The organism is Psychrobacter maritimus (assembly GCF_029953575.1).
In the GTDB taxonomy this organism is placed as follows: Bacteria; Pseudomonadota; Gammaproteobacteria; order Pseudomonadales; family Moraxellaceae; genus Psychrobacter; species Psychrobacter maritimus.
The window spans coordinates 1,488,475-1,511,452 of the sequence record NZ_CP124526.1 but is presented as its reverse complement, the minus strand read 5'-3'; the positions used below and the strand labels follow the sequence as shown (position 1 = coordinate 1,511,452).

General features: G+C 42.8%; 22 protein-coding genes. 16 read left to right on the top strand and 6 right to left on the bottom strand.

What is annotated here, in order from left to right; genetic code table 11:
* Positions 1 to 135: 135 nt before the first annotated feature.
* The gene (gene htpX, locus QJS82_RS06250; protein ID WP_281491601.1) at positions 136 to 1,050 is read right to left on the bottom strand and encodes a protease HtpX; all 915 of its coding nucleotides are present in this window, start codon (positions 1,048 to 1,050) and stop codon (positions 136 to 138) included.
* 301 nt (positions 1,051 to 1,351) lie between these two features.
* On the opposite strand from htpX, the gene QJS82_RS06245 reads away from it, so the two are divergent.
* From QJS82_RS06245 to QJS82_RS06230, 4 genes are all read left to right on the top strand, one after another.
* Positions 1,352 to 1,813, top strand: a complete 462-nt coding sequence (locus QJS82_RS06245; protein WP_281491600.1) for a methyltransferase family protein — start codon at positions 1,352 to 1,354, stop codon at positions 1,811 to 1,813.
* 62 nt (positions 1,814 to 1,875) lie between these two features.
* Positions 1,876 to 2,223: a DHCW motif cupin fold protein gene (locus QJS82_RS06240; protein ID WP_281491599.1), complete on the top strand. Its 348-nt coding sequence runs from the start codon at positions 1,876 to 1,878 to the stop codon at positions 2,221 to 2,223.
* 74 nt (positions 2,224 to 2,297) lie between these two features.
* On the top strand, positions 2,298 to 3,104 hold the full coding sequence (locus QJS82_RS06235; protein WP_281491598.1) for a PhzF family phenazine biosynthesis protein: 807 nt from the start codon (positions 2,298 to 2,300) through the stop codon (positions 3,102 to 3,104).
* 12 nt (positions 3,105 to 3,116) lie between these two features.
* Complete coding sequence (locus QJS82_RS06230; protein ID WP_200662141.1) at positions 3,117 to 3,449, top strand: YnfA family protein; 333 nt, start codon at positions 3,117 to 3,119, stop codon at positions 3,447 to 3,449.
* Between the two features lie 137 nt (positions 3,450 to 3,586).
* Here QJS82_RS06230 and QJS82_RS06225 read toward each other — a convergent pair whose 3' ends face one another.
* On the bottom strand, positions 3,587 to 3,709 hold the full coding sequence (locus QJS82_RS06225; protein ID WP_020443648.1) for a hypothetical protein: 123 nt from the start codon (positions 3,707 to 3,709) through the stop codon (positions 3,587 to 3,589).
* Positions 3,710 to 4,098: 389 nt separating this feature from the next.
* Between QJS82_RS06225 and QJS82_RS06220 the strand changes: the two genes are divergently transcribed.
* From QJS82_RS06220 to radA, 11 genes are all read left to right on the top strand, one after another.
* Positions 4,099 to 4,722, top strand: coding sequence for a 6-pyruvoyl trahydropterin synthase family protein (locus QJS82_RS06220; protein ID WP_201565259.1), 624 nt, complete (start codon positions 4,099 to 4,101; stop codon positions 4,720 to 4,722).
* Entirely contained in the window at positions 4,715 to 5,242 is a 528-nt protein-coding gene (gene tsaE, locus QJS82_RS06215) for a tRNA (adenosine(37)-N6)-threonylcarbamoyltransferase complex ATPase subunit type 1 TsaE (RefSeq protein WP_281491597.1), read from the top strand. The genes QJS82_RS06220 and tsaE overlap by 8 nt, the downstream gene beginning before the upstream one ends.
* A gap of 84 nt (positions 5,243 to 5,326) precedes the next feature.
* On the top strand, positions 5,327 to 7,093 hold the full coding sequence (gene mutL / locus QJS82_RS06210) for a DNA mismatch repair endonuclease MutL (RefSeq protein WP_281491596.1): 1,767 nt from the start codon (positions 5,327 to 5,329) through the stop codon (positions 7,091 to 7,093).
* A gap of 100 nt (positions 7,094 to 7,193) precedes the next feature.
* Complete coding sequence (gene miaA, locus QJS82_RS06205) at positions 7,194 to 8,363, top strand: tRNA (adenosine(37)-N6)-dimethylallyltransferase MiaA (protein WP_281491595.1); 1,170 nt, start codon at positions 7,194 to 7,196, stop codon at positions 8,361 to 8,363.
* A gap of 404 nt (positions 8,364 to 8,767) precedes the next feature.
* A complete protein-coding gene (hfq, locus tag QJS82_RS06200; protein WP_281491594.1) occupies positions 8,768 to 9,307 on the top strand; it encodes an RNA chaperone Hfq in 540 nt (179 codons plus the stop codon).
* A 429-nt stretch (positions 9,308 to 9,736) separates the two neighbouring features.
* On the top strand, positions 9,737 to 10,729 hold the full coding sequence (locus tag QJS82_RS06195; RefSeq protein ID WP_281491593.1) for a KpsF/GutQ family sugar-phosphate isomerase: 993 nt from the start codon (positions 9,737 to 9,739) through the stop codon (positions 10,727 to 10,729).
* Positions 10,730 to 10,826: 97 nt separating this feature from the next.
* Positions 10,827 to 11,393, top strand: a complete 567-nt coding sequence (locus QJS82_RS06190) for a KdsC family phosphatase (protein WP_281491592.1) — start codon at positions 10,827 to 10,829, stop codon at positions 11,391 to 11,393.
* Positions 11,390 to 11,974 carry an LPS export ABC transporter periplasmic protein LptC gene (lptC, locus tag QJS82_RS06185; RefSeq protein WP_281491591.1) on the top strand — a complete coding sequence of 195 codons (585 nt, stop codon included), beginning with the start codon at positions 11,390 to 11,392 and terminating at the stop codon, positions 11,972 to 11,974. Before QJS82_RS06190 ends, lptC begins: the two co-directional genes overlap by 4 nt.
* A gap of 167 nt (positions 11,975 to 12,141) precedes the next feature.
* The gene (lptA, locus tag QJS82_RS06180) at positions 12,142 to 12,711 is read left to right on the top strand and encodes a lipopolysaccharide transport periplasmic protein LptA (RefSeq protein WP_438656610.1); all 570 of its coding nucleotides are present in this window, start codon (positions 12,142 to 12,144) and stop codon (positions 12,709 to 12,711) included.
* Positions 12,712 to 12,961: 250 nt separating this feature from the next.
* On the top strand, positions 12,962 to 13,672 hold the full coding sequence (gene lptB / locus QJS82_RS06175) for an LPS export ABC transporter ATP-binding protein (protein WP_201565290.1): 711 nt from the start codon (positions 12,962 to 12,964) through the stop codon (positions 13,670 to 13,672).
* Between the two features lie 291 nt (positions 13,673 to 13,963).
* Entirely contained in the window at positions 13,964 to 15,403 is a 1,440-nt protein-coding gene (gene radA, locus QJS82_RS06170; RefSeq protein ID WP_201565265.1) for a DNA repair protein RadA, read from the top strand.
* Between the two features lie 167 nt (positions 15,404 to 15,570).
* On the opposite strand, the gene QJS82_RS06165 is transcribed toward radA, so the two are convergent.
* Together QJS82_RS06165 and rodA are read right to left on the bottom strand one after the other, a co-directional pair.
* The gene (locus tag QJS82_RS06165) at positions 15,571 to 16,191 is read right to left on the bottom strand and encodes a septal ring lytic transglycosylase RlpA family protein (protein ID WP_281491590.1); all 621 of its coding nucleotides are present in this window, start codon (positions 16,189 to 16,191) and stop codon (positions 15,571 to 15,573) included.
* A 981-nt stretch (positions 16,192 to 17,172) separates the two neighbouring features.
* Positions 17,173 to 18,315 (bottom strand): rod shape-determining protein RodA, encoded by a 1,143-nt coding sequence (gene rodA / locus QJS82_RS06160; RefSeq protein WP_281491589.1) that lies wholly within the window; start codon positions 18,313 to 18,315, stop codon positions 17,173 to 17,175.
* A gap of 302 nt (positions 18,316 to 18,617) precedes the next feature.
* Here rodA and QJS82_RS06155 point away from each other — a divergent pair, with 302 nt between their 5' ends.
* Positions 18,618 to 19,607, top strand: a complete 990-nt coding sequence (locus tag QJS82_RS06155; RefSeq protein WP_201619333.1) for a D-Ala-D-Ala carboxypeptidase family metallohydrolase — start codon at positions 18,618 to 18,620, stop codon at positions 19,605 to 19,607.
* Positions 19,608 to 19,764: 157 nt separating this feature from the next.
* On the opposite strand, the gene QJS82_RS06150 is transcribed toward QJS82_RS06155, so the two are convergent.
* Complete coding sequence (locus tag QJS82_RS06150) at positions 19,765 to 21,297, bottom strand: M16 family metallopeptidase (protein WP_281491588.1); 1,533 nt, start codon at positions 21,295 to 21,297, stop codon at positions 19,765 to 19,767.
* Between the two features lie 69 nt (positions 21,298 to 21,366).
* Positions 21,367 to 22,875, bottom strand: a complete 1,509-nt coding sequence (locus QJS82_RS06145) for a M16 family metallopeptidase (RefSeq protein WP_281491587.1) — start codon at positions 22,873 to 22,875, stop codon at positions 21,367 to 21,369.
* Between the last annotated feature and the right edge of the window lie 103 nt (positions 22,876 to 22,978).

Sequence of the window (22,978 nt, the reverse complement as noted above, 5' to 3'; positions counted from 1 at the left end):
TAGGCTTTTTTTATGTTTGGTTGGTTGTATTGTGACTTTACAGGAAGGTAGAGGGAGCTGATCCTGCCATGCGCTATTATCTACTCAACTGGGCGGGGCGCACCCTACGACCTAAACAAATCATCACACTTTTTACTATGCTTTCCGAGGATTATACTTCCTCAATGCCGCAATACGATCATCCAGCGTTGGGTGTGAGCGGAAAAGGTTAGCGATACTAAAGCCAGTAGATTGTCCAGACGAGATTGCAAATGCTTTCATACTCTCTGGCATTTGATCTGGGCGCTGTTCAGAAGGACGCAAGGCATCAAGCGCACTAATCATTTTGTCTTTGCTGGCAAGCTTTGCACCCATCTCATCAGCGCGGAATTCACGTAGGCGTGAGAACCACATAACGATGGCGGACGCCAAAAATCCAAGCAAAATATCCATCACGATACTCGTCACAAAGTAGCCAATGCCGGGGCTATCACTGGTATTTTTAAAGACAGTCCGGTCAACGAAGCTGCCGATAATACGCGCAAAGAACATCACAAAGGCGTTTACCACGCCTTGAATGAGAGCAAGCGTCACCATATCGCCGTTGGCCACGTGACCGATCTCATGCGCCAATACCGCTTCTACTTCATCTTGATTCATATTTTGCAACAGACCAGATGAAACCGCGACCAGCGCTTTATTTTTATTCCAGCCAGTTGCAAACGCGTTAGGCTGTGAATTATTAAAAATTCCTACTTCTGGCATGCCAATATTTACCGCTCGTGCTTGCTTAGCGACGGTATCTACCAGCCATTGTTCCGTAGCGTTGCTTGGCGTTTCAATGACCACCGTTCCCGTCGATCTTTTGGCCATCCACTTTGAAATAAATAGCGAAACCATCGAGCCAACCATGCCGTATATACCGCACATAATGGCAAGGCTGGTGTAATTTAGCCCGCCTGCGCCATGTACGCCCCCAATTCCAAAAAATCTGGATAAAATACCAAACACGATGCTAAATACCACAATCACCGCTAAGTTGGTCAATAAAAACAATCCGATACGCATCATGACGCTAACTTCCTCATTAAATTCAATGACAGTGTTAGGAGCAATTCCTTTACCGTAATAAAGACTAAAAATTAAACAGGGGACAATTATAACCTTCTAGAAGTAATATAGGCGCCAATTCTAGTATGAATAAAGTTTTATAATATCGAAAATATCAATGATAGCGGTGTGAAATGTGCAGTTGCTAGATACAGGCGCAGGTAGAAAAATAAACACACAAATAGTTAGCAGTTATAATAGATAATGAATGGTTTAGGTTCGTTGTTTAAATTCGTTGTTTAGTCATATATAAGGTGCAACCATGAACGCTCTAGCGCTTAAAGTACCACCAGTAGCACAAGTCATTATTACGGCAGCTGCCATGTATGGCGTCTCTAAAATGGTTCCTGCTTTGACGTTCTCATTCAACGGCTCAACTGCACTGGCAGTGGGTTTGGGTGTGATAGGAATGAGCTTAGGTGTCATGGGTGTGACGCAATTTAGAAAGGCGCAGACCACACCCAATCCGCAGGCGCTTGAGAAAGTATCTAGTTTAGTAACCAGTGGCATCTATGGATATAGTCGCAATCCGATGTATTTAGGCTTGGTGCTTATCTTATTAGGCTGGGCATTCTATCTGTCGCACTTTCTGTCGTTTGTGTTATTGCCCGTTTTTATACTTTATATGACACGCTTTCAGATACAGCCAGAAGAGGAAATGATGGCACGAAAATTTGGTAAAACTTATCAAGCATATCTAAATAAAGTGCGGCGCTGGATTTGAGGTATAGTAAGTAAAGAGAATTATTATGCATAAATGATCGATTAAATCAGGAAGATGACGTCATGGAAATGAAAAACATACCTTTTGCTACTACCGACTGGACGACAGTAGAAACAATAGAAACAGTAGAAACAGTAGAAATCAAAGGCGAAACGGGCACAGGGTATTGGAAGACTCGTGAATTTGATACTATTAATGTGCATATGGTTGAGTATTCTGCAGGCTACCTTGCCGATCACTGGTGCGATAAAGGGCATATTTTGTTTTGTATTGAGGGCGAGCTAAACACCGAATTAAAGGATGGGCGTACTTTTACCTTAACAGCCGGTATGACTTATCAAGTAGCGGACAATACGATTGCACATCGTTCGTCAACGAAGACAGGCGCTAAGCTATTTATTGTTGATTGATATTGGCGGTAACCTCATAAAGCTATAAAACCATAAAACCATGAAGTTATAAAAAATAACAGCGAGAACATAAAATGCAGCTAGAAATCAATGTCATTGATGCTTTTACGGATACGGTTTTTAAGGGCAATTCAGCGGCGGTTATCATTACAGATGATTGGTTAAGTGATGATTTGATGCAATCGATTGCCTTTGAGAACAATTTATCTGAGACGGCCTTTATTGTTCTTAGTGATGACGGCATTTATCATATCCGCTGGTTTTCACCATTGTCTGAGATTGCTTTTTGCGGACATGCGACTTTAGCTTCTGCTTTTGTGTTATTTAACAAAAATCCTAGTTTAGAATCTATTAGATTTTACGCCAAAGCGGTTGGTATATTGACCATCGTACAGACAGAAACTGGCAAGATACAAATGGACTTTCCCAATACTAAACCTGAAAAAGTCGATAATATACCTGAGAGTTTGCTGACAGGATTGTCTATTGCACCAGTCGAAGTTTATAAAAACACCCAAGCATATTTTGTGATTTATAATGCTGAATCAGATGTCCTAAACGTAGAGCGCGATAACGAGCGACTAAAACAGCTTGCGCCATTAGATGTAGTGGTCACCTGTCAGGCTACCTCTGCTGACTACAAAGATTACGATTTTATCTCACGTTATTTTTGGCCAGCCAATGGTGGCGATGAAGACCCAGTGACAGGCTCGGCTCATACTGCTTTAGCACCATTATGGGCGGAGCGTTTGGGTAAAAATGAATTGATTGCTTATCAAGCATCAAAACGAGGCGGTGTTTTAGAGTGTGTCGTCGCAGGTGACAGAGTAATGATTTCTGGCAATGCCGTACAGTATATGACAGGATTTATCACCGTTTAGGAGTAGATGGTTTTGACTGAGTTAAAAACCGTTGGATTGTTTGCGCTGACCGCATTGGCAGAGATAGCAGGCTGCTATTTGCCTTATTTATGGCTGCGAGAAGGTAAGTCGATTTGGCTGCTTGTTCCGGGTGCGCTAAGCTTGGTTGCTTTTGTTTGGCTATTGTCTTTGCATCCAACCGCAGCTGGTCGAGTTTATGCCGCTTACGGCGGTGTTTATATTTCGATGGCAATTATCTGGCTGTGGACAGTGAACGGCATCAGGCCTACCACGTGGGATATATTGGGTTCTGTCGTCGCGCTATTAGGCATGGCAATTATTATGTTTGCGCCGCGTAGTACTTAGCATAAAAACAGTAGCTACTATAAAAACAGTATCTAGCATAAAAAATGCCAATCAAACCGTGAGGTTCAATTGGCATAGCTTTAATTAGTATGGTTTAGATTAATATAGCTTCAGTTAGCATACTGATGCACTAAATATTAATGTTTACCTAAGATACTGCCGTTGTCATCTTTTTTAGATTGCTTAGCGGCTTTTTTCTCTTTTGCCGTTAATAGCGGTTTCTTTTTTACGTTCTTTTTACTGTCTTGACCTTTACTCATGGTATTTTCCTCTTGAGATAAGCCGTAATCCCTTTAAAGCCAGTGTAAACAAGCTTAAAGGTTAGGTTATATGCTGATGACGCAAATTGTGCGTACTGCAATGAGTATAGGCTTAAGGTGTCGCAATAGATAGCGTCAGCACAATTCACCTACGATTGGATTTAGACATCTCTTTTTAATCCTGCTCCTCAAATTCTTTTTGATAAATAGATTCGATAAAGGGGTGTTTAGTGTTATGGATTCATTTAGTCAATATGGCTATTAATAAGTGCTTACTTACGGAGTCATCGTGATTTGCTATAATGGGCCACAAGCCGATGAGTCGTCTCGGCAAGCTTTTGTAATACTCATATTTAGCACAACGATGCTTACTTTTTTGGTTGATTATTATGCGTATCCGTAAACTTTTTAAATTTGAAAATGCGCATATTGTGCGTAATTGTAGCTCTGAGCGCTGCAAACATTCTATCCATGGTCATAGCTATCAAATCGAATTGATTCTTGAGGCTAAGCGCTTAGACCATGGGCAGATGGTCTATGATTTCGGTTTATTAAAATCGTCTATAAAAGATATTATCGACAGCTTCGATCATGCGATCTGCTTTTGGAACAAAGACGACCCAGAATATATCGCTGCCTGCAAAAAATTCAGTGCACGCTGGATAAGCTTGCCGGTATCGCCATCAGCAGAACAGTTCTCACGCGTGATATTCTTTTGGGCACAAGAGATTTTAAAACAAACCCAAATGCAAAACGGTGAATCTGATGTCAGCGTTTACTCGGTGATTGCACACGAAACTGCAACCGGTTATGCGCAGTGTTTTGCTGATGATGTGGCCAATGAGCAAATGGGCAAGCTAAATTTAGAAGCGTTTGAGTTTAGCGATCAAGTCAGCAGTGAATGGCATGACCCTGAGTTATATGCCAAGCTGATTCGCGGTGAGAATTTTGTTAACCCGTCAGTCACGATGCAAGTACAGACGCAAGTACAGGCAGGTAATTCTGATGTCTAATAGTATAAAAGAAGACAAAAACGTTAAAACGTTGACACTGTACTCTGAAGACGATACCCAGCGTTTGGCTGAGCAATTAGCGGCGTTATCCTTATCCGGTAGCGTTTGGCTGGCGGGGGATTTGGGTGCAGGTAAAACCACGCTGACCCGTTATTGGTTGCAAGCGCTCGGACATACCGGTGCCGTTAAAAGCCCGACTTATACCTTAGTTGAACCTTATAGTATCGAGCAAAATGATGGGTCAATTAAGCCAGTTTATCATGCTGACTTATATCGTTTGCAAGATCCAGAAGAGCTGTCTTTTATCGGTTTCGATGAGTATTTAGATGAGCCAAATGCGTTGGTTATTATCGAATGGGCCAGCCGTGCGGACGGCTATTTACCGCCGCCGACTTTATTTATTGATATGGTTCAAAGTGACAGCGTAGACAATAATAAAAAAGAAGCCCGTCAAGTTGAGCTGCGATTATCAAAGTCAGGTCAAGCGCAAGGCTTGGATTTATCTTCTCTTAAGATTTAATTTGCATCTCATATCTGTAGCCAATGTAAATCACCAATAGCCGACAGCATCATTTATCACCATGCAAAATAACGATACCTCTTAATGCCACAAATGCCAGACAACCATTCTCATACTCGCATCAAAAAGCTATCGCCGCTGCTGATTAATCAATTGGCAGCGGGCGAGGTAGTAACGCGCCCAGCAGCCGTGGTTAAAGAGCTGCTTGAAAACGCGATAGACGCTGGTGCGAGTAATATTGCGATTCATATTACCCAAGGCGGCATGGGGATGATTGAAGTGGTCGATAATGGCACGGGTATCCATCCTGATGATATGGTTATGGCAATTACCCGTCATGCAACCAGTAAAGTCGCGGATGTTGCTAATTTGCATGGTATTACGACCTTAGGCTTTCGCGGCGAAGCATTGGCAGCAACGGCGGCGGTTTCTCGTTTGACCTTAGCCAGTAGTCATGATGACAGTGGTGTTGGTCGCCAGTTGCAAGTCGCGGGTGTATTGGACGATGAGCCAAAGTTGCTGCCAGTTGTGCATAGTCGTGGTACGACCATTACCGTTAAAGATTTATACTTTAACGTACCAGCCCGTCGCGGTAACTTAAAATCTATTGCCACCGAGTTTGGTCATATCGAAACGATAGTCCGCGAAGTGGCTTTGGCGCGCGCAGATGTGGCGCTGACGCTGTTTCATGATAATAAAAAGCGGCTGTCACTTTCTTCAAGAGTCATGCCTGCCAATGATAACAGCAACAATAATGCTAATCGTCTGCCTTTATCACGTCTCGAGCAAGCGACTGGGCTACCATTAATGGATAACGCCTTAGAAATATCCATAGACCTCACCAGTTTAATGCAGTCGCCTAAAGCCTACATTGATAATAATTTTGGCAGTCAAGCAAGCATTAATGGATGGTTATGGCCAATCACTGATTCGCAGGATGCTTTTCCAAAGTTGATTTATGTGAATGGACGACTGGTAAAAGAAGCATTGATTAGCAATCAGTTGCGTCAACTTGCCCAAACCGCTCAGTTAGCAGGTATTGGCTATGCACTTTATTTTGATCTGCCAACTGAGTGGCTTAATATTAATGTACACCCAACTAAACAGCGTATCAAAATCAGTCCATTGAACAACATCATGGCGCATCTCAGTCATGCGGTTCGGACAAAGCTTAAAACGGTCATTAGCAAAAAGACCATTAATTCCGCTAATGATGATAGTCAGGTAATAAATAATAGTCTGTCTATAAATAATACCTTCGCTGCTCAAAGGGAACAGACATCATCGACTACTCATTCAACCAAAAGCCAGCAAGTCCAAGCACCCAAACAGCCCTATCAGTTATCAGAAAATACGCCTACTTCTCAAACCGTAGACACATTATTTGTTTCTGAAAACATCAGTCAAAATATCATTAAAAATACCAGCGATATCTCTAACGATGTAGCAATAAATTCGACATCTTTGCCTTATTGTCTGGACGTGATTGACGATTTAAATAAGGTGTTAACTGAATCTGCTAGTACGACATACATCGAAGATAAAGCGCTGCCGCTGTTATTATTTTATTACCAAAGCCAACATTTACTGATTAGTGCAGCAGATTGGCAGTCAAAGCTCAGGTCATTATTTGAGTCACATGTATTTCGCGATAGGGCATTTAAAAATGAAAAGATGTTGAACAGCGCAGCTGCCATTAATCAGCAACTTGCTACCGTGAGCATGCAAATGTCACCGCAAGACTTAATGATTTTCATAGCAGATATGGAAAGCGTACTTGTTAAACATGCGATCAAATCTATCGATAGCCATCGATTGGTTGCATTGATGCTGTCATCTGCCCCTGAGTAAATGTGTATCTAACGACATAAAAAATATAATAAGCAAATTTTAGCAGTGACAAGTCGCAAATTTACTTAGCGCTAATCATATAATTAATAAAGGCAATTCTATGCAAATTTCGTCTGACAGCTCATCTTATCGCCTCAATTCCAAGCTAACAGATAATAGCGTGGTGTGCTTGATGGCACCAACCGCGAGTGGCAAGACTGCACTGGCTTATGAGCTGTATGATACAGGGCGTTATGAGCTGATTTCGGTCGATTCAGCACTGATATATCGTGATATGAATATCGGTACGGCGAAACCAACGGCTGCTGAGCTGGCGCGCTATCCGCATCATTTGGTCGATCTTATTGACCCGATGCAGAGTTATAGTGTCGCTGAGTTTGTGCATGATGTTGCCCGTTTGATTGATAGCTGTCATGAGAGGGGCAAAATACCTTTGCTCGTTGGTGGTACCATGATGTATTACATGGCGCTTATTGATGGGCTATCGCCAGTCCCAGACAGTGATGATAACGTGCGCGCACGCGTGGAGCAGTGGCGTCAAGACGAAGGTATTGGTGCACTATATGATTATCTAGGAAAAATAGATCCGATAAGCCACGAGCGTCTTAATGCGACCGATACCCAGCGCATCACGCGCGCGGTTGAAGTCTATCTACAAACCAACATACCCATCAGTGATTGGCAAAAAAAGCCTAAACAGGCTTTAGCTCATAATCCCAATCAAAATTGGCATGCGTTGGCAGTGATGCCTGAGCGCCCATGGTTGCATAAGCGTATCGAGCAACGTTTGGATATCATGTGGAATGAAGGATTGGTCGCTGAAGTGATAGGGTTGCTTGAGCAGTATCCACTGACGCCCAATTTGCCATCGATGCGCTGTGTTGGCTATCGTCAAGTATTGGAATACCTCGTGCATACTAATCACCCAGTATTTGAGCAAGCACATTTAGATAAGGCACAGTTTTATGATGCTTTTGGTCAATTAGATGCTTCAATAATTGGGCAGATAAGATCCGAGCGCGCAGCTCAGCTAGCCGTTCAAGCGCCCGAGCACACTAGCCGGACTGAGGCGCTTGCTTGTCAGCAAATGCAAAATAAGGCATTATATGCGACAAGACAGCTAGCAAAGCGCCAATACACTTGGCTGCGTAAACTTACTCAATTGTCTGATTTATCTGGTGACGTGTCTAACGATGATAAGCAGATAGACAATGCTATCACGATAAAAACGTTTGATACCATGGCACAGGTGCGAGATTATTTATATTGATGCCTATTTATACCGGCGCCTATTTATATTGCTGGCGGATTAAACCGATAGCGGAATTAGCAATGCGTAAAAAATAATGACAATTAGTTTCAAAGTATAATGTAGATAGCTGCTATAATTTAAACCCAGTAGCACAGTGGGAATTATATTTATATAACCGCTTGTTTAATGGTCATTAATTAACGTTTGTTGATAAAATGACTTTTGAAACAAGTGGTTACTTAATAATTTACAATAATAACGTATTCACGATAAAGTGGAATCACTTAACAACAATGAGCGCTTATTTAGATACGTTTTATAAATAAAACTTATTATTGTATCTGCCCTTAGCCATTATAATTAAAGCGACACTTAAAATAATTGGCATTAAAAATAATTATACAATATTTAGGAGAGATTTCATGTCAAAAGGACAAACCTTACAAGATCCGTTCTTGAATTCGCTGCGCAAAGATCGCATCCCCGTTTCTATTTTTTTAGTAAATGGTATTAAACTACAAGGTCAAATCGAGTCATTTGACCAATATGTGGTATTGCTAAAAAATACCGTTAGCCAAATGGTTTATAAACATGCCATCTCAACAGTAGTGCCAGCGCGCAATCCTAGAAGTAGCACAGCAACTGGCGCCAGTACAGGCACGCCAAGTGCCGCACCCGTTGGTTATCAAGGTGGTGGTATGAGTAGTGGCTTTGAGCGCGGTAGCAACCTTGCGAGCACAGGTGGTTTTGAAGAGCGCGGTTTTGCCAATCGTAGTGGCTTTAATCGTGGTGGTTTTAGCCAAGGTCAAGAGCGCGGTTTTGAGCGTGGCAGCTTTGGTCAAAGTCAAGAACGCGGTTTTGAGCGCGGTGGTTTTGGTCAAGACCGTGGTTTTGAGGCGCCGTCAGATAATGCGGGCTTCGAGAATAAACCAAATGACGATACTGACGACAGTAATAACTAAAATCTACGTTGAAAGTACTGTGTTTAAGTTTTATGCCCAAAACATCGTGCTTAAGAGGTTGTGCTTGCAATAATGAGCTAGAAACATATTGCTCAAATCTAAAGTAATGCTTAACTAAAAAGTATGTTATTAAAATGTTCTATATCTGATTGAGACCTACTATATTATAGTGGGTTTTTTTTGTATAAATAGACGTATAATTGCATCTAGCAATGCCAATGTTAGTGCTAAAATGATGGTATATCATCATGCGCTATACTATATAGCTAGAGCGTTATTAATCGAGAGCATAGTATAGTAAAATATTCTATTGATTCATCGCATATTTCAATTTGAAGAATTTAAAGTCATTAAATTTTAAGTTATATAATTAAAAATTACTAAATTGAAAGTCGCTGAATGTAAAGTCACTAAATATCGAGCTGCTGTATGAGTAATCCCCAACGCAATTTAACCCATCAACAATTTATTAGTACTGCTATCGAAGCGATTCATACTGAGATGGCGGCACTAGAATTGTTAACTGAACAAATCGATGATAGATTTGCCCAAGCCTGCGATATTATCTTAGCCTGTCAAGGGCGAGTGGTGGTGACGGGAATGGGTAAGTCAGGACTCATTGGGCGCAAAATAGCAGCGACCTTTGCTTCTACGGGTACGCCAGCATTTTTTATGCACCCAGGTGAAGCAGGGCATGGTGATTTAGGGATGTTAGTACAGGGCGACGTCTTACTTGCCATCTCAAACTCGGGTGAATCGGACGAGATTAGAATGCTGCTGCCCGTAGTTAATCGCTTGAATATTCCGCTGATTAGTATCAGCCGAGATAAACGCGGCATGCTACCACGTGCAGCGGACATCGTATTGACGCTTGGTAAATCACAGGAAGCTTGCCCGCTTAATCTTGCCCCGACTTCTAGTACCACAGCGACTTTGGCATTAGGCGATGCGTTGGCAGTAGCTTTGGTTCACGCCCGCAACTTTACTTCAGAAGATTTTGCATTATCGCATCCCGCTGGCGCGCTAGGACGACAGCTACTGACGCGTGTTGAGGATTTGATGCATACCAATTCAGAAAACTTACCGCTGATTAATCAACAAGCGCCACTACAAGACGCTTTATTTACCATGTCGGCTGGGCGTTTGGGTATGACAGTGGTCACTGATGACGAACAAAAAGTGGTCGGTGTATTTACCGATGGTGATTTGCGCCGCGGCTTAGAAAAAGGCATTGATTTGCAAACTCCGATGCGCGAGCTGATGGTAAGCAATCCACGTCGCGTCAGTAAAAGCATGCGCGCATCAGATGCACTAAGTGTCATGAATGAAAATGGGATTAGCCAGCTGCTGATTATTGATGAGGCAGAGCGCTTGGAAGCCGTCATTACGGTGCATGATTTATTACAAGCCGGTGTGAAATAAGTACCGCATTAACAATGATGGTATTCATGATTATTGTATTAATAATTGCTATATTAATAACTACCGTATTAAAAAAGCCTTTAATAAGAGAGCACTGATGCAAGACTTAATTAAAAAAGCCGGACAAGTGAAGTTATTGGTCATGGATGTTGATGGTATTTTGTCAAACGGTCAAATTATTTATGATGCCAATGGTATTGAAACCAAGGCTTTTTCAGTACAAGATGGCGTGGGCGTGAAGTCGTTGGCACGTTATGGTATTTTAACCGCCATTATTACTGGTCGTAGCAGCCCTATGGTAGACAAGCGCGCTGCTGAGATGGGTGTCAATCACATTGTCCAAGGTCGTGATGATAAGCTGATTGCTCTAAGCGAGCTATTAGCCACGCTTGATCCTGCGCTCAATATCACCGCTGCCGATTGTGCGTATATGGGTGATGATTTACCCGATATTAAAGCGATGCAAACCGTTGGTTTTGCTGCAACTGTTCCAAACGCGCATGCAGAAGTCATAAAACGTAGCCATATGGTGACCACGCGCGCAGGCGGCACCGGCGCTGTACGTGAAATATGTGATCTGATTTTAAAGGGTCATGGCCACTATCAAGACTTTATTGCGTCTTATACGCTTGATGAAGCCAAAACTCAGGATAAATTGTCGTGAATACTCGTGTTTTAATCGTTCTTGCGTTGATTCTCGCTGTGATTGCTGGCTGGTTTTTTAAGCAGCAAGGAGAGATTACGCCACCGGTCAGTATCGAAGCGACGGATGTTGATTATGAAGCCACCGATATTAAGGCGGTGCAGACCAATGAAAAAGGTGAAACTGAGTACGAGCTGAGTGCTGAATCATTGACCCACAATCCTGTGACCAATAAGGATGAGATGAAAGGCATCACGATGAATTGGGAGCCTTCAGATGAGCAGCGCTATCGTATTGAAGCGGGCAGTGCCGCTATCAGTCAGCAGACGGGTGAAATGAGCTTATCAGGCGGTTTCTCCTTGGTCAGCGAAGGTAAGGCGGGCGCGTCCGATTTTGAACCTATTAAAGTGACGGGTACTACATTAAAAGGCAATACCAAGTCAGGTCAAGTTTATAGTGATGAGCCAGTCAAAGTCGAGCAAGGTATGAATCGCTTTGAGGCTTCTAGCATGACTGCCAATCTTGAAACCGGTGATTATGAATTTGGCAAGGTTGCGGTTGCCTTTACGCCAGCGAAACGCCAAGACAAAGCCTTGTTTTAATAGATTCAACCATGACCTAAGTTTTAAATTAATATCAGCTGCCGCTTTAATATTGTCCTAATCACCCGATTATTTTAGCCTTTATACTGATATTAGATGCATATTAACAGCAGCACCTAGCAGGAAGTTTGCAAACTCTACTACCCATAATGACACGAGTAACTTTTATGAAATCCACTTTTTTGCCTACTTTACGCTTGCTATCGACGCGCTCTATCCAAGTATCAAACGGATTACGTGCGCTGCCGATGGTGATGCTGTTAGCTTTGCCGTTATATAGCCATGCCTTGCCATCAGATGCCAATCAAGAAATAAAATTATTGGCCGATAAAGCCACTTATAGCGAACGCACAGGAATTACCAGCTATTCGGGTACGGTAGTGATTACGCAAGGGACGTTTAAGATGACCGCTGATAATATTACGGTCAATTTATCACAGGGTCGCAGTATCAATTCGGCCGTCGCAACCGGTCGTCCAGCCACCATGCAGCAGGTGGTTACGCAAGAAAAAGGCTTGGCAAAAGGTCAGGCCAATAAAATCGACTATAACGCGGTCACAGGCATCGTTACGCTTACAGGCAATGCAAAACTGGTACAAAATGGCGCAAGTTTTGCCGGTAATGTCATTCGTTATAGCTTAAAAGCGGGCGATGTAGAAGCAACCGCTGGTGGCAATCAACGCGTAGAGTTGGTTTTCCCGCCTAATAACAGCACCAATCAAAGCAGCATACGCTAAGTAATTAAACCGATTAACATGTTAAATGACAGTTGATTAGATGGCTAGTATAGCTCAATGAATTAAAATCTTTAAACCTATAAGCCGTCCATGTTTAAGCCAATTGTATTAGCGCTTGAGTGTTGCAACTTTACAAGTAAGTGATGAATAAGTTATGAGTGATATTAAAAATAATGTTGTTAATAGCAATGAGCTTAATAATGACTCTGTAGCGTCAGCTAATAGCTCTGAACCTGTCGCTCGTTTAACGATGCAGAATTTAGGTAAGCGCTATGGTAAACGCTGGGTGGTGAAAGATGTGTCATTCTCTGTTGAACAAGGGCAAGTCGTTGGACTACTAGGTCCAAACGGTGCGGGCAAAACCACCAGCTTTTATATGGTAGTGGGACTGGTCAACATGGATAAGGGCCGTGTGACCTTAGGAAAAATGGATTTATCCAAATATGCCATGCATGAGCGTGCGCGCGCCGGTATTGGTTATTTGCCGCAAGAAGCGTCTATTTTCCGTAAATTATCGATTGAAGATAATATCTTAGCTATTTTGCAAACTCGTAAAGAGTTGAGCGCCTCTGAGCAGCGCCAAGAGCTTGAAAAACTCATCGGTGAGTTCCATTTAGAACATGTACGCAAATCACTGGGTATGAGTGTCTCAGGTGGTGAGCGCCGTCGCTGTGAGATTGCCCGCGCTTTGGCTGCCGACCCCAAATTCATCTTATTAGATGAGCCTTTTGCTGGTGTCGACCCTATCTCTGTAGGGGATATTAAAGACGTTATTTTAACCCTAAAAAATCGTGGTATTGGAGTTTTAATTACTGACCATAATGTACGTGATACTTTAGCAATTTGTGAAAAAGCCTATATCGTTTCAGAAGGCGCTATTATTGCTGAAGGGACGTCGAGCGAAGTATTAGAAAATGAATTGGTAAAATCTGTTTACCTTGGTAAGGATTTTCAGGTATAAAAAATCTCATGTTTTAATTAATATAATTTTCTAAAACCTCATCTGTATTTTTAGCCAAATATTTCGTTATTAGGCAGACCTTCAACGGATATTTGGTGATTGCTTTTTTATAAGAGCAATCTTTGTCAGTACATTGTTTGCAAGCACAGCCCTCTATAAATTACCGCCTGATTCTACAGGCTGATATATCATCTCTAACACTCTTATATCAAAGCTTTTACAGAGCTTCATAAATTCTATCTATTATTCTTTATTACTTTCGATTGACCAGCTGAATAAGGTTCATACGTTATGGCAAAAAATAAAAGTAGCTATGTCTGCCAAGGCTGCGGTGCACATTTTGGTAAATGGTCGGGACAGTGCTCTGATTGCGGCGAATGGAACAGCTTAGTTGAAGCCCCAAATGTCAGCATGCCTCATCATAACAAAAGCACGGCTAAACCAGCAGCAAATCGTGCAACACCTCGCTCGTCAGGTGGAGCACCAACCGGGAACTATTCCGGCACACATAGTGCGGTCATGCCACTCAATGCCGTAAGCGTAGGTTTAGATACGCGTTTACCAACCGGTATCAGTGAGTTTGATCGGGTATTAGGTGGCGGATTGGTGGCCGGTTCTGTCGTTTTGATAGGTGGTGACCCAGGTATCGGTAAATCGACGATTTTGCTGCAAACCGCGACTAATATGGCAAAGGCTGATTCACTGGCGGGTAGTGCTTTATATGTGACGGGTGAGGAATCATTGGCGCAGGTAGCTATGCGTGCTAAACGTTTAGATTTGCCTGCTGATAGGTTGCGTGTACTTGCTGAAACCAATGTAGAGACTATTTGCGCGGCATTGACCCAAGAGCAGCCTGCGATTGCTATTATTGATTCGATTCAGACCATTTATACCGATGCAATCAATTCGGCACCGGGCGGTGTCAGTCAGATTCGCGAGTCGGCGGCTATTTTGACCCGTTATGCCAAGCAAACTGGTACGGCATTATTTTTAGTGGGGCATGTGACCAAAGAAGGTACGCTTGCCGGTCCGCGTGTGCTTGAGCATATGGTTGATACGGTTTTATATTTTGAAGGTCAGTCTGACTCGCGTTTTCGTATGATACGCGCGGTGAAAAACCGTTTTGGCGCGGTCAATGAGTTAGGGATTTTTGGCATGACCGATATGGGGCTAAAAGAAGTCGCCAATCCGTCAGCGATATTTTTAAGCCGTTATGACAAACCCGTAGCAGGCTCTGTGGTAATGGTGAGCCGTGAAGGTACTAGACCGTTACTGGTCGAAGTACAGGCCTTGGTTGACGATTCACAAGGTTCACCTAGACGCATGGCATTAGGACTAGATTTTCAGCGACTATCGATGTTGCTAGCGGTCATGCATCGCCACGGCGGTATCCATACCAGTGGACAAGATGTCTATGTCAACGTCGTTGGCGGCGTGAAAGTAATAGAAACAGGGTCTGATTTGGCAGTGCTCTTAGCTTGTGCCTCTAGTATCAAAGAAAAGCCTTTACCGTCATCACTTGCCGTCTTTGGTGAAGTTGGTTTGTCAGGTGAAATTCGCCCTGTACCTAATGGTCAAGAACGCTTAAAAGAAGCAATGAAGCACGGCTTTAAACATGCGATTATTCCTAAAGCCAATGCGCCTGCTAAAGACGCACCGCAGTTCAAAGGTATCAATGTGATTGCAGTAGAACGCTTAGATGATGCGATTGAAAGGGCGTTTGAGCTATAAGGTTCTAATAGCAAACCCTTTTATATTCATAATTAAAATTTACACAACAAAAAAGCGCCTAACTTTGAATGAGTTAGGCGCTTTTTATTTGAAGCTAAAAGTATAATTTTTCTATCATACGAAACCGTTAAGGGCTTAAAACGCTATTGTTCTAAGACGTTAATGGTTTAAGAGGATGGGCCTGAAACACGTTCAATAGCCACGTTACCCACACCTTTACCAGTAATACCAAGTTGCTTGGCCGCACCATAAGACAAATCTAACACACGGTTACCATGGAATGGACCACGATCATTTACTTTTACCACAACGCTCTTACCATTGTTTTTATTGGTCACTTTAACGTAGCAGTTCAGTGGTAGTGAACGGTGAGCAGCGGTTAGGCCATTCATATCAAAAGTCTCACCGCTAGCGGTTTTGCGACCATGAAACTGACGACCATACCAAGAGGCTAAGCCGGTTTGCTTGAATTTGCTTACAGAGTTAGAGGCGACTGCTGTTAGACGTTCTAGCACATCTTCGTCTTTAGATACTTGTGCGGTGTCACTGGCCAACAGTGAGCTGCTTAACGCCAATGAAGTAGGTTGGCGGGCAGACTTAACTAAGCTTGATGCGCCGTCGTGCTGACGACTAAGTTCACCGAGTACACGGTCAATATGGGAGGCGTTGTCTTGCGAGATCATTGCAAGGGAGGTTTTTGATTCTGCCGCATTTGCATTAGAAGCGACTGCAGAGCCAGCAAATAAAACCGCTGACATTGTAAGTAAACCAGATAAACGCTTATTCATAAGTACCTCTATAACTTATACATCAAAACTTAACACTAAAAACCTCTTAGATGGAGCGAGGCAGCGTTAGACCAATCTAACCCTGCCGCAAACCCTAAAACCGAGATCAATCACCTTTCTCATAATGACTGACGTTACCGCCCGGCTTCAATAAATTTTAATATATGGTAATTTTTATTTCATCATCATAAGTGAGTAGGCGTTTATGATTTAGGGACAAATCACCAAACTTAACTTATGACACGCTCAAATGATAATTAACAATATGAATTAAATAACGCATTAACCACTAAAATGGGATGCTGCTATTCGATAACCAAACTTTCACACAATGCTAAATTAATAAAGAGTTTAAAGTGTATTACGTATTACTTTGTTATTAAACCGTTAATTAAGTAGTAACTTTGAAAGTCTGGAATCTACAAGTTGCTAACTATACGGAGGAGCTACAACGACAATATAATTGAATGATAAGTTTGTTAGTAGCTATGTACGGGTTATGTATCATATCTACCATAAAACGAGGTTAACGCAATTATTTGTAAAAAACAAGGAATAAAACCTCTCAGTATTAGTGGAATAATAGTGGGTTTTTATAGGGGTGTAGTTGGTGGGTTGTTGGTGCAATTTGTAAGAATAACAATGACTTATAGTTATTAATAAGTGCATGATATTAGGGTTTTTATGACAATCTATGTAGAATTGATTACAAATAAAATTAGGTTAAACAAGTAAATATCTGCCTAATTTTGCAAATTCTGTGTTGATATGGAATAAGGACTGAATGAATGCTGATGGCAAATTCTTCCTAAATTTGTCTACCAATTGGCTGGCTAATGACTTTTTAAATGACTAAGTTGGATGCTTAATAGCGTGTTTGTGTCATTATTTTAACCAAGGCTGAAACGGCCATTAAGCATAAAAATTGCTATACATAATTCACTTTGCAAGTTGCTTTATTTGTAAGCTGCTTAAAAAGCATTAATCAGATCTATGAGTATGGATTGACATCAGTAAGCCGAAACCTGCCATTAAGGTAACGATAGCTGTACCGCCATAACTAATAAAAGGCAAAGGCACACCGACAACCGGCAAAATGCCACCGACCATACCGACATTGACGAAGACATAGACAAAAAAGGACATGGCAATCGCACCTGCCAATAATCGACTATAGGTATCAGGATGGGTGAATGCGATATATAAGGCACGAGTCAGCACACAGGCATAAATAGACATGAGTAATATCACGCCAAGCAGGCCAAATTCTTCAGAAAATGCGGCAATGATAAAGTCAGTATGACCTTCTGGTAGAAAATGTAGATGGGACTGCGTGCCTTCAAGATAGCCTTTGCCAGTAAGGCCGCCTGCACCAATAGCGGTTTTGGATTGAATGATATTCCAGCCAGCTCCTTGTACATCAGCCTCAGGATTAAATAGGGTTAAGACGCGCGTACGTTGGTAATCATGTAATAAAAAGTTCCAAGCGAAAGCGACAAAAGGTACCGCCAAAGCCGCTGCACTCGCAATCAATCGCCACGAAAGCCCCGCCAAAAACAACACAAAAATGCCACTGGCAGCGACCAGTAATGAAGTACCAAGGTCAGGTTCTTTAGCGATTAACAATACCGGCACTACGATTAACGCCAAAGTGATGGCAATGCTGGATAGTGAGGGCGGTAACTCACGTTTGGATAAAAACCACGCACACATCATCGGCATGCCAAGTTTCATAAACTCTGAAGGCTGCACACTGCCAAATCCCGGTAAGTTAATCCAGCGCTGCGCACCCATGCGCACCTCGCCAATGATATCAACCAGTACCAATAATATCAGCCCTAACACATAAAATATGGGGGTAAAGGTGCGATAGAGGCTAGGCGGTATCTGCGCCATGATAAACATCACTGTAAAGGCAACACCATAGCTGACCATTTGGCGTATGACCATGTCGCTATCTTGGCCGGATGCGCTGTATAAAATTGTCAAACCAATACAGCAAACCGTTAATAGCAGTAGGGTTAGCCACGGGTCAATATGAGTACGTTGCCATAGTGTCGGCGCATGACCTTGACCTAGATGATGGCTCTGACGGGAAAAACGGTATTGCGGGTTAGAAGACATAGGCAAAATGTGACTGGCAGTTGGTGTGAAAGAAAAGTCAGGTTTGACGGATAATAGCTCATCAATTAAGCAATTAAGCAATTAAGTAACTAATCACTAAGCAAGCGGCGATTATAAGGCGTTCATTTAACCAGATAATAGCGAATAAAGTAACTTGCTGGTAATAAAGTAACGTCAATATGAACATTATAAGGATAAGTGTTAATAACGAATAGGTGACCGCTGATTCGCTGCGATAGTTTAGCCTGCTTGCTTAAAATTTGATAGTATCGATAAAACGTTTTTAGCGGTAGTTTCTAATAATGATAAAGACAAAAAAATCTGTTTATAGGCAAATATATAAGCCTGTTATTGCCCTATGTATTTGTGCCAGCAGTGTCTCGGCTTCTGCCGCTATTATAAGTGATAATAGTGAGCGCCGTATCCAAATCCGCCATGGCAGTAGCGCTACTGATAGCACTTCTAACGCCTATATCACGCCTGCTAGAAATTATGGCAGTCAAAGCAATAGTTATAGTGGCGGCGCGACAATATTAAGCGAGGGCAGAAGTGGGTCAAATAGCTTAGGCGGCGATAGTATGCAAGGGCTCATTCAACAAAAACAGCGTGAATTTAATTTTGATAGTGGTTTGTCGATAGAAGAGAGCAAACGAGTCATTACCAATAAAGTTACGCCACGTTATAACACCACTTATAACACTGGTAATAATAACTTCGGAAATAGTAATTATAACGATTTTACCAGTATGGACTTTAATACGTGGTTAAATAGTAATAGCTACCGCGCCGGACAAGTGGCCAATTATCAGCGCTATTTAAGCTCACGAGTGGGGGCACAAAACGTCCCGCCCTTATCACAGCTGCTAACGACTGCCCGTAGTTGGGATAAATGCGGCTATGAGCCTTATCAGCTACCGCCGCAGGAACTTTGGGCGAATATTGTGCCGACCTTGCAGCTATATAGTCAGCTCAAAAACCAAGGTATCTTGCCTGCCAATACCGAGATACGTTCAGTCTATCGCAGTCCTGGGTTAAATGGCTGTGCAGGCGGGGCAAACGCCAGTAAGCATATGACCGCCGGCGCGATGGATATTTGGGTGCCAGAATATGAAAGTAGTCCATGGCAGCTAAGTCGTATGCAAGACAGCTTATGTGAGTTTTGGCAATATCAGGGTCAATCGCACAACTTTGGCCTAGGATTATACTCTACTGGTGCGATTCATCTGGATACTGATGGTTATCGTAAATGGGGTTTTAATCATGCCAGTAGCAGCTCTGCTTGCCGCTATTAAAGTCTTTCTCTTCAATTAAAAAAAGCTCAGCCAGTAAATATTACTGGCTGAGCTTTTTTCGAGTTTATTTTTTATAGATAATTGATTATTAGTAAGAGTATATCAATGCTCAATCGATATTCTTAAACGCCTATAAAAAAACATGCTATCAGGCTTATTATTTTTTCTTAGACGTCTTCTCATCCCAAGGGTTAACCTCACCGACGGTAACGATTAAAAAGTCGTCAGGTTTTAAGGTGTCGCGCAGGGTTTGATTAACCTCTGACAGTTTGACCTGTTCGATACGACTGACATAATTGGTCAGGTAGCTGTTGGGTAGCTGATAAAAATTCATCATGCCAAGTATACTATTGATTCCTGCGTTACTGGCGAAGCCCATCGGGAAGCTGTTTTTTAAATTATCCGTAGTCAATCTCATCTCATCGCTGGTGATACCTTTATCTAACGTCTCATTAATCACCGCCAAGCTAGCATCAATCGCCGCGCGCGCTTTATCATTACGAGTCGAAAAACCAATCTGATAAGGTCCGCGCGCCAGCATCGGGTTCATAGAGCCTGAAATGCCATAGGTATAACCAAGATTTTGCCTGACTTCCGTCATCAAGCGCGCGTTAAAATCGCCTCCTGCTAATACTTCATTACCGACAGCAAAGTTGGTTTGCTTTTGCTGCGCTTGGGGGTCAGTGGCGCGCTTATCGCCCAATTGACCCATTAATACCGTGGTTTGACTACTCGGAAACGGAATATGAATGTGCTGAGATTGGGTTAATGGTTTTGGTTCGGGCAGGGTAGCCGCCGCCTGACCAATCGGTAGGTCGGCCGTTATTTCTTCAGCCAAATTTTTTGCTTGTGCCAAAGTCAAATTACCAGTAATGGCAAGCGACGCATTGGCGGCGACTAGATAGCGGTTTTTAAAGTCGATTAACTGTTGTCTTTTAATATTAGGAACCGTTTCCAGCGTGCCAACCGATGGATGAGCGTAAGGATGGTCGCCATAGAGTGCCTTGCTAAAGGCGATACTAGCAAGACTGCCGGGGTCTTGTTTTTGCTGCTGTAAACCGACCAGTAAGCGTGCTTTATTACGGGCTAATATTTGCTCATCAAAGCTTGGTTCAGTAAGCATTTGCGTCATTAAGTCAACGGCAGGCAGTAAATGCTTATCATCAGATAAGCTACGCAACGAGACAATAAACATGTCTTTATAAGCGCCACTGCTTAGATTGATACCCAAGGTTTCGACCGCCCGCGTGAACTCATTTTCATCTAAGCGTTTAGAGCCTTGTTCAAGCATCGTCGCGGTCATATTGGCGATACCAAAGCCTGATTTACTGATACTGCCATCACGTGCGCTACCGGCGTTAAAGCGCAAATCAATATCGACAATGGGCAAAGTAGTCGTCGGCACGAAAAGCACAGGAATACCGGCTTTGGTCTTAAAGGTCTGAATCTTTGGAACAGTGACTTCTAAAGGTTTGGCATTATCAAGGCTACTAAGCTTAGCTAAAGCGGCAATAGGCGCGCTAGTATCGACTGCGGCAGCCGGCGTGCGAGCATCTTCGCCACCCGCCATATCTGCCTGTACGATAGTAGTCAAGGTCATCATCCCAAAGAATGCACAAGCACTCAAATAAGGAAGCTGCTTAACATTAGATGAGAATTTGGTTTTCTTAAGAAAAGGTATTTGAGTCATGTCTTTCTTCTTATTCATAAGGTCATAAGTATCGGGTTTTTGCCAAGGTAACTAGAGAGCATGTTGATGTTACTTAGCTTTGCTTGCCGTTTCTTTAGTAGCATCATTTTTACTAACGGTATCTTTGCTCATCTTATCTTGGCTAGCTTCGTTTTTATTGGCAGTCTCTTTAGGCGGGATGATATGCATCACCGTTAAATTGTCTTTGACCAAATACTTTTTACTTGCCGCTTGGATATCCGCAATCGTTACGCTATCAAGCTTGGTTGGCAATTTAGCCAGTAGCCTATCATCAAGACCGATAGACTGCAGGGAGCCAATCATACGCGCCTGACCTTCCATGCTGTCCTGTGCATACACCAAACCGGTGACGGTATTGGTTTTGGCGCGCTCGATTTCATCGGCAGCAATCGGGTCGGTCGATAGCTTATTAATCTCATTGATAATGGCTTGTTGTGCTTGCGCTAAACTGACGCCTTCGCGCGGGGTTGCTTGTATCAAAAACAGTCCATCGCCGCGATCAAGCAAATCGTAAGACGTACCTACCGTAGTAAGTAGTCCTTGCTCGCGTACCAGTCTGCTCTCTAAACGTGCTGATAAACCGCCGTCTAGCACATCTTGCGCAAGTGATAGCGCATAGGCTTGTTTTTCATTATTAGCACCAGCACTCACCAGACTGGGCACGTTATAACCCATTAATAAAACTGGCACTTGCACCGCTTGCTCAGATTCTACTTGCTGATAACCGCGAAAGCCCTTTTGAGTGACCGCAGGACGCTTGGGTAGCGCGCTTGGTTTTAGCGCCCCAAAGTAGCGTTTAACCTGCGCCAATACTTCGGTTGGTTCGACATCACCGACGATAACCAACGTCGCATTATTGGGTGCGTACCATATTTTATACCAGTCTTTTAAATCGTTAAGGGTGATTGATTCAAGCTCGCTCATGGGTCCAATGACCGATTCGCCTTTCGGGCTGTTCGGCAATGCCAGCAAGCGAAATGACTCATAAGCTTTGGCAAGGGGATTGTCATCCGTACGCTGACGACGCTCTTCCATCACCACTTGATGCTCTTTGGCAAACGCTTTGCCATCAAAAACCAAATTGGTCATGCGATCCGCTTCTAGCTCTAAAGCTAACGGCAAGCGATTGGCAGGGAATAGCTCGTAATAGCCAGTATAGTCGTAACTGGTAAAGGCATTATTAACGCCGCCAAATTTAGCAATCAAACGCTCATAATCGTCGCTTGATACATCAGTGGTGCCTTTAAACATCATATGCTCTAGCACATGAGAGATACCACCTTTATCAAGTGGCTCATCTGCTGACCCGACGCGATACCAAATCTGGGTCATAACCACAGGCGCGCGGTGGTCTTCTTTGACCACTATCTTTAGACCATTTGCGAGCTTATATTCATGGCGACCAGACATATCCATAGTCAATGCTGAAGATTGCTCAGCATCTTTAAGCGTTTGGTTTTTATTTACCATATCTGTAGTGGTAGTATTTTTATTTGTAGCAACTTCACTCGCCGAAGAAATCGCGCTGGTTTGGCAAGCCGCAAGGGTAGTGGCCATAGCTAGAGCGCAGGCAAGGCGTAGAGAGTGAGCAGATGATGGCAGAAACAGTGATGAAGGCAGTGACAATGACATGATAGGTTCTACTTATATAAAAAGGCAG